The sequence below is a fragment of the Bacillus sp. J14TS2 genome (assembly GCF_018333015.1).
Taxonomy (GTDB): domain Bacteria; phylum Bacillota; class Bacilli; order Bacillales; family Bacillaceae_C; genus Lederbergia.
Map to the genome: position 1 here is coordinate 1 of NZ_BORE01000012.1, position 12,151 is coordinate 12,151.

The 12,151-nt window shown below is 36.3% G+C and carries 14 protein-coding genes; 4 read left to right on the forward strand and 10 right to left on the reverse strand.

Annotated elements, in window-relative coordinates; all coding sequences use genetic code 11:
- Positions 1–138 precede the first annotated feature (138 nt).
- The 3 genes from KI375_RS17815 to KI375_RS17825 form a co-directional block, all read right to left on the reverse strand.
- Positions 139–753, reverse strand: coding sequence for a GNAT family N-acetyltransferase (locus KI375_RS17815; protein WP_212974795.1), 615 nt, complete (start codon positions 751–753; stop codon positions 139–141).
- A gap of 324 nt (positions 754–1,077) precedes the next feature.
- Positions 1,078–1,749, reverse strand: coding sequence for a DUF1129 family protein (locus KI375_RS17820; protein ID WP_212974796.1), 672 nt, complete (start codon positions 1,747–1,749; stop codon positions 1,078–1,080).
- Between the two features lie 2 nt (positions 1,750–1,751).
- On the reverse strand, positions 1,752–2,078 hold the full coding sequence (locus KI375_RS17825) for a PadR family transcriptional regulator (protein WP_212974797.1): 327 nt from the start codon (positions 2,076–2,078) through the stop codon (positions 1,752–1,754).
- A gap of 512 nt (positions 2,079–2,590) precedes the next feature.
- Here KI375_RS17825 and KI375_RS17830 point away from each other — a divergent pair.
- Positions 2,591–3,064 (forward strand): zinc ribbon domain-containing protein, encoded by a 474-nt coding sequence (locus KI375_RS17830; protein WP_212974798.1) that lies wholly within the window; start codon positions 2,591–2,593, stop codon positions 3,062–3,064.
- A gap of 165 nt (positions 3,065–3,229) precedes the next feature.
- On the opposite strand, the gene KI375_RS17835 is transcribed toward KI375_RS17830, so the two are convergent.
- The 7 genes from KI375_RS17835 to KI375_RS17865 form a co-directional block, all read right to left on the reverse strand.
- Complete coding sequence (locus KI375_RS17835; protein ID WP_212974799.1) at positions 3,230–3,718, reverse strand: NUDIX domain-containing protein; 489 nt, start codon at positions 3,716–3,718, stop codon at positions 3,230–3,232.
- 186 nt (positions 3,719–3,904) lie between these two features.
- Positions 3,905–4,867: a helix-turn-helix transcriptional regulator gene (locus tag KI375_RS17840; RefSeq protein WP_212974927.1), complete on the reverse strand. Its 963-nt coding sequence runs from the start codon at positions 4,865–4,867 to the stop codon at positions 3,905–3,907.
- Positions 4,868–5,148: 281 nt separating this feature from the next.
- On the reverse strand, positions 5,149–5,613 hold the full coding sequence (locus tag KI375_RS17845) for a DinB family protein (protein WP_212974800.1): 465 nt from the start codon (positions 5,611–5,613) through the stop codon (positions 5,149–5,151).
- Between the two features lie 394 nt (positions 5,614–6,007).
- Complete coding sequence (locus tag KI375_RS17850; RefSeq protein WP_212974801.1) at positions 6,008–6,457, reverse strand: DUF1569 domain-containing protein; 450 nt, start codon at positions 6,455–6,457, stop codon at positions 6,008–6,010.
- A gap of 182 nt (positions 6,458–6,639) precedes the next feature.
- A complete protein-coding gene (locus KI375_RS17855) occupies positions 6,640–7,155 on the reverse strand; it encodes an AAA family ATPase (RefSeq protein ID WP_212974802.1) in 516 nt (171 codons plus the stop codon).
- Positions 7,156–7,231: 76 nt separating this feature from the next.
- The gene (locus KI375_RS17860) at positions 7,232–7,747 is read right to left on the reverse strand and encodes a DinB family protein (protein WP_212974803.1); all 516 of its coding nucleotides are present in this window, start codon (positions 7,745–7,747) and stop codon (positions 7,232–7,234) included.
- 231 nt (positions 7,748–7,978) lie between these two features.
- A complete protein-coding gene (locus KI375_RS17865) occupies positions 7,979–8,470 on the reverse strand; it encodes a hypothetical protein (RefSeq protein ID WP_212974804.1) in 492 nt (163 codons plus the stop codon).
- A 713-nt stretch (positions 8,471–9,183) separates the two neighbouring features.
- Between KI375_RS17865 and KI375_RS17870 the strand changes: the two genes are divergently transcribed.
- The 3 genes from KI375_RS17870 to KI375_RS17880 all read left to right on the forward strand — a co-directional run bounded on the left by KI375_RS17870 (position 9,184) and on the right by KI375_RS17880 (position 12,119).
- Positions 9,184–10,674, forward strand: coding sequence for a carboxylesterase/lipase family protein (locus tag KI375_RS17870; protein ID WP_212974805.1), 1,491 nt, complete (start codon positions 9,184–9,186; stop codon positions 10,672–10,674).
- Positions 10,675–10,943: 269 nt separating this feature from the next.
- Entirely contained in the window at positions 10,944–11,399 is a 456-nt protein-coding gene (locus KI375_RS17875) for a DUF2269 family protein (protein WP_212974806.1), read from the forward strand.
- A 144-nt stretch (positions 11,400–11,543) separates the two neighbouring features.
- Complete coding sequence (locus KI375_RS17880; protein ID WP_212974807.1) at positions 11,544–12,119, forward strand: TetR/AcrR family transcriptional regulator; 576 nt, start codon at positions 11,544–11,546, stop codon at positions 12,117–12,119.
- Positions 12,120–12,151 lie beyond the last annotated feature (32 nt).

Sequence of the window (12,151 nt, forward strand, 5' to 3'; positions counted from 1 at the left end):
CATATTGATCATCCTTTTTTCCTCTCTCCATGTAGAATAGATAGTCACTTTCTATCATAAGAGAGATTGATAAAATTGGAAATCAGTGGCTCATTTTTATGTGATCGAACCATTTAAAAGTGGCTCATTTTTAGATTATCAAATACAATTGTCCCATGAGGTACTGTATAGTGCAATCCGCCCCTGACTTTGTATTTCAGCAGCCCAAGCATTTGCAACATCTATCGCATATGCTCTTCCACGGAATTTTTCAAGTGTTGCTAGACTTGCCTCAGCCGCTTCATTAGTCTGCCTTGCACTACAACAAATCGAAACAGCTGTTTCCCTTTCAATAATGGCAAAGCAAGGCTGTCTATATTCAAGCTCGTCGACGATATGGGGAAAGTTTAGCTTCAGACAATCTTTATTGGATTCGGTTATTTGTATGGCATTCGTTAATCTCCCGCTCACATTCGGAAATAAGAATGCAGGTCCAGTCCAAAAATTACTTATTTGTTGGACTCTGCTTAAAATGCCAATTACTCCTCCTAGGTCGACACCAGTGTCTGGATCAATAACTTGTTCCAGCTTCTTTATTATGCCTTCATCCGGTCTGTTTGAGTATCTTACTACATTACCCAATCGAGTGCCGCCAACGAAAATATATGGTGCAGTATCGTATGGAGGCTCATTCACAGCTGTCATTCGTTTTTTATTATCAGTTTTAAACAACACGTTTACATGATGTTCCATCAATTCGATATCAGATAACAATAAAACATCTCTCCCTTCACACCAGCTAACCCTCTATTGTTAAAGCGGAATGTTTTGAAAGAATGGAATGGTCATTATTAGTATTGATAGGGATCCCGCAGACATTAAAGTTATGATTTTACGACCATTCGTCTCTTTTGATGGCTTTACAAGCTCCCGGGATATTGCAATCCATATAACAATAGAAATTATTGCTACTATAACATTAGTATACATATTTTATATCTACTTTCTTCGCTTTAACCATATTTCCCTCTAATTTTTAGTTGTATCAAAACTTTTATGAATCTCATACTATTTTAAATTAGCCTATTTTGTTGAATATCATGATTTCCTCTTTTTCACGATAAAATGGAATAACCACAGAATTGCTCCCAAAATTATAGATACCCACCAATTGAAGGTAAAAGATGGCCCAATATCAGGAGTGAATTTTGCTATCACTAGGACAACCGCCATACTTGCAGCAGCAAATAGTCCGACCTTAAGCATGTTCTTTTTAAGACTACGTTTTTCATTAAATAGGGAACTTTTTGTTAGCTTCAACATAAACCAAATATTAATAATAATAAAGATCCCAATAGCCAACGCAACGACTGTTGTCCCGAACAAGTTAATATCAGTATTTACTTCTGTAAATTGAGAGAATGAAACTAAGATAATGCCACGAATAATAAGTAACCAACTAATTATATTTACTACGATTCCACCAACAAATGGAATAATATTTCTCTTTTTTTCTTTTGGTAAAAGTTCAATGATTTCATCTGTATAGGAAAGAGGATCATCTCCAAATATATCTTTAGCTGTTTTTCCCTCTTTCTGTCCTTCAATCAAATGGTCAAGCATTTCCATCAACACTTCTTCAGATTGCTGTTCAGATAATGAAAAGTGTAAACGAATATAAACGAGCAAATCATCGTAGTATGCTTCGTTTTCTTTCGTTAATAACTTTCTTTTTTTATTGTTTTCTTCTATTAATAGTTTTGCATCCAATTTTAGTTCCTCCCTTTTAATAATTCATTGACAGGGGCTGATATCTGTTGCCATTCCTCAATAATCGTTTGTAATGCCCCCTTCCCATCATCCGTCAAAAAGTAATATTTGCGATTCGGTCCAAAATCTGATGGTCTCATTTCGCCACGAATGAATCCATTTTTCTGTAGTCTTAATAAAACAGGATAAATCGTCCCTTCGCTTACATCTTTGAGACCAGTCTCCTGAAGTTTTTTCGATAGTTCATATCCATAAACAGGCCCCTTTTCGATGACTGCCAATACACATCCATCAAGAATTCCCTTTAATAGCTGGCTTCTTGCCGACATATACGTCCCCCTCTCCACCTAACTTGCTATACATGATAGCAAAGTAAAAATCAGCTACTTGATTATACAAGATAGCAAATGAATAAACTGCTACTTTGTATAACAAAGTAGTTACATTAAGTGTATACTCTTTTTTAGTATCATGTCAAATACAAAATAACTTAATTATGATTTTTAACTTCAAAGAATTACCTGATATAAGGTAAACATATAATTAGCTAACCTCTATGAACCATTCGTAGATTCGTGATGCGTCGCTTTTACCTGTGTTCAATTAAAAATCTTCGTATTGCTTTAAAATGAAGTGCAAATCCATATTTTACAGTAATAAGAAAAGTCCATTGTCATTTTCCAACCATAAGGAAAGATAAAATAATGATAGCTATCATTATCTCAATATTTTTCTTAATGAAATGTTCAGATTCTCTGATTTGACGCACCTAAAATGCCACTGTCAGTTGCTTTTATTTGTCTATAGAAATAGTATACTTAAGTTGAAGGAGGCAATGACTATGGGAATGAACAAAGGACTAAAGGATTTACGAGTTGCTCATAATCTGACTCAAGAAGCTATGGCAAAAAAGTTAATGATCACAAGGCAAGCCATCAGCAGGTGGGAAAACGGGGAAACTGAACCTAATATTGAAACACTTAAAGTGATTTCAAAGACCTTCAATGTTTCCATTAATACTCTTTTGGGCTCTCCTAGAGCGCTCATCTGTCAGGTTTGCGGTATGCCTCTGGAAGAAGATGAAAGCATTAGCAAAGATGAGAGTGGCCATTTCAATGAAGATTTCTGCAAATGGTGTTTTGTGGAAGGAACACATCAATATGATGAAGATAATTTTGATGAGCTTATTGACGAATGTGTGAAAAATATGCTGCAAATCAATCCTGAATATCAGGAAAAACAAGTAAGAATGATGCTAAAAGAAAACCTTCCTAAACTTAAATACTGGCAAAGAAAAAGAGCCCCCATAGAGTAACTCTCTATGGGCATTTCTTTAAAGTTCAAGTCATTTCGAATCAAATACTCGAGACCAGCGCTAATAAGTGTATTCAGTTACATAAGTTATTTTTTTACACCGTTTACAAATTACAGTTTGAAAACCTGTCACCTGGACCAGCATTAGACCCTTTTACAGCAATTACTATTTTAATATTATTTGCCCGTTAAGATTAAAAATTCTTAAGTCTTCAATCGTTTCACGGTACAGACTGGGGATCTCTGGTAAATCATCCAAAGAGAAAAACTGAGCATCCAATGTTTCATCAGTTTCTTTGAGTATCTTTCCTGACCATTCTTCAACTAAAAATACAATAGCAAACATCTTATTATCATCGCCGTATCCATTAGTATATTCATAGTCAGGTCCCGTATACATTGCAATAGGTTTAGCTGAGATTACATCAATCCCTGCCTCTTCTTTTACTTCCCGTTTTAAACAATCATATATTGATTCGTGTAGTTCAAGACCACCTGCAGGCATCACCCATTTACCATTATCTTTTCTTTTCACAAACAGTATTTTTCCCTCTTCATTTTGAATAATTGCTCTTGCAGCAGGAGCAATGATCATTTGATGACCGATCTTTTCTCTAAGGCCACCTAAATACGAATCCTCCCATGCTATATACATTCTAACAACCTCCAAGAAATAAACAGTTTTTACATCTATATCTACTATTTTAACAAAATCCTGAAAGAGCGTATATTGAAAATTCAAAAAAACCACTTAACTCTTCTTCTCTTCCTTGTTACATTTATATCCATATTCGTTTATAAAACTATTAGAAATTTCCCACAGCTAACTTCAGAAAAGTTATTATACTTGATGAAACTTTATTAATTCCGACAAAATTTCAACTAGTCTTTCCTTAAAACTTATTGGCTCAATAATCTGAATAGATTTACCATAGGATAAAAGTAAATAAGGCACATATGTATGCATCATCTTTTTTCCGATGAGGAACACTGCTTGATTTGAGGTCCGTTGTTGTAAATAATGCCCTAAAAACCAATGTTGACAAATATCACTCAACGTCCTTGCATTGCCTGTAATAACCAATGAAATCCCTTCTTCCTCATCCTCTATATTGGGAAGAAGATTTTTCATAAAAAAGTCACGTGCTGAAAATTTTTCTGGCAGGTTAAACTTATTTTCGGTTAGCATTAGACTTTTAATTCTATCTATTCTAAAACTGCGAACATCGTCCCTAAGATGACAAAATCCGATTATATACCATTTATTATTCCAATAAATAATTTTATACGGGTCAAGCATTCTATACCTTGATGGCTCCTCGCGACTTTTATGGTATAGAATTTGTACAGAGTATCCGTCGGTTACGGCTTGTTCCAACTCTTTTAAGAAAGGTGCCATAGAAAGAGAACTTAATCGATTTATTACTTCAAGACTGGTTATATGCTGGTTTACCTTTGTTTCCTGTTCATGATTTGAATAATTACTTAACTTTGAAATTGCCCTATTTAGTGCTTCACCTCCATAATATCCAGCTTCTTCTGCAAAAACAGCAGCGTGAAATAATGAGGTTTGCTCCTCAGAATCAAAAAAAAGAGGAGCTTCAATAAAATTGTTCAATAAAGTATATCCACCATTATGCCCCGAGTCTGAAATGATAGGTACACCACTAGTCGAAAGTGTATCTATATAACGATACACCGTCCTTATATTCATCTCTAGCTTCTCTGAAATTTGTTTCGCAGTGATTTTTTCACCTGAACTAAGCATCCAAAAAATTGCTAATATAATGTCAATTTTAGGCATATCAATCCACCTTTTTATAGAATGATTATTTATTGCCATGTTTTATTACCTAAAAATCATTAATTTCGAGAAAAGTTTTGTGAGGTACTGTCAGCAATTTGATTTTATCAGTCTCCTTTATTGATATCAATAAAATAGACTTTATTGAAACATAATTGAATAATGTGTATCTATCCCAATTTAATCCTTGGAAAAAAACAGCTCTAATAAAAGAGCTGCTTTCTTTTTAGTTTCTAGTTTATAGGTATTAACCACCGTCTTTATTCCACTCATCTCGGGAATTATCTGTCATAAAACGCAGGTGGTTCAATGCTTAGCATCCGCAAATATATATACCCCTGGCCACGATGATGTATTTCATTTTCCAGCGCATATTGAAGGCGTTCAATATGGGTTTGCTGTCCTCCAAAAAATGGATCTTTCTTCTTTATTGAAAGAGTTTCTTCTGTTACAGATGGCCACAATTCCTGAGTTTGTTTACGCACATCCTTGCAGGCCGTGAGCAGTTCCTCTTTTGTCAAAACTCCCTCATAAGCGTTAGAATACTCCCATTCATCCAATGCAATCCCACGCATGTATGCCTTTTCGATATTCAATATCTCAATCACCATTTCTGAAAAAGGTCGAAGTGGTTCGACAGGCTTGTACTGAAATAATCGTTCTTCCGGGAAGGCTTCGATGATCCGGATCGTCAATTTTCGATTGCCCTCCAAAATTTCCATAAACTCTTCCTTTGAAATCGCCAATTTACTCTCTCCTTTTCTGTATTTTAGACTTGGTATACTTAGATTATATAACAGTTCCCCTGACAAACCCTGTCAGTAAAGTTCATTTTCTAAAAAAACTATTCAAGTTTACTAATTACTTGACCCTCCTCGTTCTTTATTTCACCAACTCCATTCTTGAAAAAATTCCCCTCTGACTTTGGCAGTTAGCATAACTAAAAAGCAACCTTAAATCCTTCTAAATATTGGATTTTTGGTTGCTTTAGCTTGTCATATTACCGTTAATTGCTTTCCATTAAAGGAAAATGAATATGTGAGCAAAGTTAAAAGTGCATTATATGCATTATCATGAAATAAAGACGAGATGTTTTCTTACTCCTCGTTGAACAACTTTATTTATATTTCTAAAAAAGAACTAAACTCTAAACTGTTTTAAATGATGATCAAGATGCTTGTAAATCCCTTTTCCCCATTGTTCGGAAGTAAGCTTGCCGAAAAAAGCATGAGGATGAGTGGTACATTTCTCTGGCCCATTCTTTTGGAACGTTATAATTTTCTGTTTCAGTTTTTCCCTTTCTGTTTCAAAATCCTTTTCATCTGTAATCAAAATGGTTGGAAGGGTGGACATATTATGGGCTAACGGCTTGTCATTATAAAAAATGGGTTTGACGAACTGTCCTATTACTATTCCTAACCACCCTCTTTTCGGAAAAGAAATTCCCATTGCAATATCTTGGAACGATGAGCAATGGGCTAACATTTGGGCAACATTCATTTTCCCCCATTGGGGTTTTGAATTTGGGCTTAACTTGTCAACCCGGTTTAAAATTTCCTCTGTATACAACTGATTGAAAATATTTTTCATTTGCGTATCTCCCTCGCACCAACCTACTGTTTCTTTAAGATAATAACATTTTTCCGATAATCTTATTCCAGTAAATAAGCCATGTAAAGATAAGGCATACTGACTTTTCAATCAGTCTAGGGGGAATTTTCTTCCCCCTACCATACATGCGTATACATATGTAGCTTTAGAATAGATCTTGATCAATTCTTACTGTTGCTGGCTTTATCTTCTTCTCTTTGGCGAACAATCTCGTCAACGACATGTTTGATCGGTGCAGTGGCATCGATTATAATTCCGTTTTGCGGAATGTCTTCCTTTGTTTGGTGTAATCGTACAATAAGTTCCCGTTCCGATTTCTTTCCACCCCACTCATTTTCCGGTCTTTCGTCAAGTCGCTGGTTCAATGTATCAAGGTCGACCTCGAGAACAAACACTCCGTCAAATAGATCTATAAATTTCGAAAAGTTCCTTGAACCACCACAGAAAAATGTTACCACCTCATCCTGGTTAGCGGCCAAAGCTTTTACTTTATCTACATGCCAAATGTGATGCTCGTGCGTGAAACCATTAGTAGGTGTACCAGTTTCCGGATCGCCTTGATAAGCCAATTCACGATCACCATGAATGGCATGGTAGCCGCGTCGCTGCAATTCATTGCAAACCGATGTTTTACCAGTGCAGGAAACGCCTTCAATCAGATAATTCCTCATGCCCATGACTAGATCCTCCATTATAAGAAATATAACAATAAAGTGGTTTAAAACCTTAAGTTTATTTTAAAAATATCTCCCTTTACCCCTTCGCTTGAATCTCATAAAGATACATAATATAATCCGTCGGTACGCTAGGATAACCCTGCTGCCGAATCATAGCGGTAAGGTTCCCGCGGTGGTAGGTACCATGATTGACCAGATGCTGCACGATTTCTGAAAGATAGGTTTCCAATCGTCCGTATGTCGGATGTTCCGCAGTTATAGGTTTGTCCATATCTTTTTGACTATTGAATAGAGCTTTATACAGTTTAACTTGCTCTGCATACAAGACTTCCATTTCTTCGAGGCTCTTATCCTTTGACTTTTCATGCTCCAGTATTATGGAAGATTGAATCTCATCCATACTATTCTCCCGCATTACACCAAGGTATATGGTTTCCGTCGTATACATATGAACAAATGTCTCTGCAATTGAGGAAAAAACACTTTGGACTTCTTGGGTATAAACGTTAGTTGGCAGATCCTTTAGCCTTTCGAAAAATCTATTATTCGCCCAGATATGATAGTCATACAGCTGTATGGCATGATGCTTCATTTAAATCTCCTCCTTATTTTCATCTTTTTATAGCTTTGTCCCATTATACAATCTCTTCCCTGACAAACTCTGTCAGGGAAGTTGATTTATTTCTGCCTTATTCAACAATCTAGCACTGTTTAGTTACATATCATCAGCTATTTTATAAAATAACTTTTTTATAGGATTTAAATAACTTCATAAAAGCGCTAGTTCGACTAGTGGGACTTTTTTCAAAGAGGACCGAGCATTTTATTCCACTTTGCGCCGATTTGTAAAAATATAGATAGTTAGAATGATACAAACAAGTAATAACAAATGAAAAATAGTATGGAGAGTATTCGGTACTATTCCGTTCATGACAGGTAAGAAAGCATGAGTATTGCCAAACATAATCGTATAACTTTCTATCTTTTCCTCAGCACCAATCCCAAATAAATAAGGAGCCCACCATGACATAATTGCGCCTAATAGGATACAAGATGGATGAACGATCAACCAAATTTTCATCCAAATAGGGTATCTTTTTCCGATAAAAAACAGTACCCCTCCCATTAAAAGCAATACTTGAAGGACGTTAATCATTGTTCCGGCCAATATTTCATTATATGACTGAACTGAGGCAATAGCTTTAGGATCATTTAATGCTCCTAAAGGAACCAAATCCTGTAATATCATGAATAGCAATATAGCAGTGTATCCAAAGATTAGAAGTTTCTCAGAAAGACAAATATCCCTTTCCATACATCTCCCTCCCATCTGATTATTCAAACTATTCCCATCTTATCGTGATACGGTTTATTAGTAATGAACTTTAGAAGTATTTTAATTTAAGCCTTAAGGCTTAGAAATAGAACAGTTTTCCTAATTTCTTATTCAGCAAAATGATCTGTTAGCTGTATAACCCCATATTACTTCTTCTGCACGAAAAATCCCTGTGGACAAATCATTTAATACTGTGTTAATTTCTCATAATAAATCTTCTCCTTGATAAGATTAAACAAACGAAGCTATCACTACCCACTATAAGGAATTAAAAAACAAAAATGTAGAGGATTTTCCATTTCTGATTGCCTTTCTTGTTTTAAATATTTTAGATAAAAGTCAAATTCCTGTACGTTAAGAGTTTTGGCTTTTACTGTGTCAAATTTATTTGAGTTTCCCCTGCCCTCAACCTTCGATGTTCACATCAGGGAGGGATTTTCATAATAAGTCTTTTTTGAACAAATATGGAAAAATACTCTAAAGTGATATTGACAGTGCAGTAAGCTATGTGATTAAATATGAATGAATAAAAAAATATTCATTCACGAAGAGAGGTTGAAGACATATGGATATATAATGAAACTTTTTTACATGTGATTAGGATTTGATTAGAACAAAGAGATTCAAAAATGCGAATATTAGAGAAATAAGTAAAATCAACTACATCATATTAGATAAAGGAGTTGCTTTCTATGGGAAACGAATCATGTATCGTACAAACTTCACTTGGATCATTTCAGGGGGTTCGAAGAAACGATGTCATCCAGTTTTTTGGGGTTCCATATGCCGACGCACCCTTGGGGGAGTTTCGCTTCTCTCCAACACGTCCCGTTTCTGCTTGGATGGGAATTCGGGATGCAAGCATTCACGGTTTCATTGCGCCGCAGCCGCCTTCTCCATTACGTCAAGCCATCGGAGAATCATCTGAACCGCCTCAAGGAGAAGATTGTTTAACGCTCACAATCTCGACGCCTAACATCGATCAGGAAAAACGTCCTGTTGTCGTTTGGTTGCATGGAGGACATTATATGACCGGCGCTGGGTCGCTGGATTGGTATGATGGAGCGGAGCTTTCTAAGGATGGAGACATCGTTACTGTTGGCTTTAATTATCGGCTCGGTGCTTTTGGATTTTTGCATTACCCGGGGGTTAGCGACGGAAAAATGGGGATTTTCGATATCCTCACCGCTCTAAAATGGGTTCAAGAGCATATTGCGGATTTTGGTGGCGATCCTGATCAGGTTACAGTCATGGGGCAATCTGCAGGAGCCCATGCCATTATGTGTCTATTGGCCATGGGTAAGGCGCGAGGTCTTTTCCAAAGAGCGATTTTACAGAGCGCGCCCGCAAGTCTCGCTCCATTATCAGAAGCAAAAGCATTGGAAAATGGAAGCCGGCTGCTGGATATCTTGAATGTGAACCAGAGGGATCCACAAGAAATTATTGCTCAATTGAACACCATGTCACCTACCCAGATTATACAAGCTTCGGGAAAATTGACACAGGAAATTACACGTTTTGGTCAACTTACTCTTCCTTTTATGCCTGTTATTGATTCTCTTTCTACGACGGATCGTTTTATTGAAATGGCTGCAAAAGGTGCTGGTGAAGCAAGTATTGAGCTCATTGTGGGTACCAATAGAGAGGAAGCAAATATTCTTTTGGGGAACATAAAAGACGTCGATCCAGCATTGGTTAGCGAGCGTTTTGTTGCTTTAACAGGGAAAGAAGAAGCCATCGAGCGGTATCGCTGGCGGCGACCAGGCAGTACGCCTATCGGTCTAGTATCTGATTTGCTTACGGACTATACGTTCCTGCTCCCCTCTCTAAGTTTAGCAGAAGCAGTTCATAAAGCCGGCTCACGTACTTGGGTGTATCAGTTGGACTGGGCACCACTTGGATCGCCTTTTAAAGCCTGCCATGGCATAGAACTGCCATTTATATTCGGTAACTTCGAAGCATACAAGGATGTCCCGATATTGCAAGGGGCTGATCTAGAGGTTGTTGCTGATTTAACAACTGCGATTCGAAGTGCATGGATTGGATTTATACGAACTGGCAATCCCGGTGTTTCCATCCCATGGCCATTTTATGAGCCGAATCAGAGACAAACTATGCGATATGCATCCGTTATTGGTACTGTGGGTGATTTAGCTGAAATAAATCGCTTCCTTACACATTAAATAAACCAGAGATTACTCGATTACTAGAATCACCGCAGAAGTGCAAGGCAGCCATGACGACTTTTCCTCGATTGCTCTAGTATACACAGCAGTGGGGACAGCGCGTGACACGTATTAACCATCGGGTCAAGAAATGAAATAACATAAAATGCACAGACAGGAAGGGAAAAACTAATAAAACCCAATAAATAATTCATATCAGAGGAAATATCATTTCAAATATAAGTTATAACTTATATTTGGAAAATAGTAATGAAGGAGGGGAATATATGCATCAATTATACATTCTTTTATTGGGAATTCATATTTTTGCTGCCATCATTGGATTGGGACCAGCTTTGGTATTTAATCGAATTTTAAAATCAGCCGAAAATATGGATGAGTTAAAAAATGCTCATAAAATCATTGGAAAACTGAACCCTTTATCGAGTATCGGCTTTGGCTTACTAGTAATCACCGGCTTATTGATGGGGGTTATGAATCCATCATTGTTTACGACAGTTTGGTATTTAATGGCATTAGGCTTATTCATCATTTTAGGGATTTACAGCTCGTTAACCGTAGAACGTAAAATGAAGTCAATGTTGATTATTTCCGAAGAACATGTTGAGATAAATATTCCAAAGGAATATAAAGAATTATTGAAAAAAAAGACACCTCATGATTGGGTCCAAAATGCACTACTCTTAACTATTTTCATTTTGATGATTTTTAAACCTTGGTAGTTAAAAATAAGCAGTTCAAGGTAATCGTCAAACAATCCTTACTTTGCTTCCCACTGAAATCCGTCGGGATTGACAGAACGGTCAGCTGTGTGATTAAATGTGAATGAATAAATAAATATTCATTCTAAAAAAGGTTGAGGATTAATGGACATAAAATCAAACATTTTTAAATGCGGTAAGGATTTGTTTAGTACAAAAGGGTTCAAAAAAACGAATATTAAAGAAATAGCTGGAATGGCTGGCATTGGTGTTGGAACATTTTATAACTACTATACATCTAAAGAACAACTGTTTATCGACATATATATCCAAGAGAACGAAAAACTCAAGAGCCGGCTCATTGAATCAATTGATTTAGATCAGGAGCCTGTGAAACTAATCAATCAACTTCTCATGGAGAATTTCGAGGCGATTCGTGCAAACCCTATATTAAAAGAATGGTATAGTCTAGATTTTTATAAGGAACTTGAGCGATACTACAGAAATGAAACAGGCAAAAACATTGATTCTATTCGCAGCTTTTACTTGGACTTACTTAAGAACTGGAAATCTCAAGGGAAAATTAGGGAAGATATCGACGAGGAGCTTTTGCCAGTTTTCTTCGATTCATTGATTAGCATCGATACGCATAAAGATGAAATTGGCATTCATCATTTTCCACAAGTTATGCATTATTTAATTGAATTTATCATTCAAGGACTAACCAATCATCATAAATGATGTGAGGTTACTATACATCATGAATGAATTTA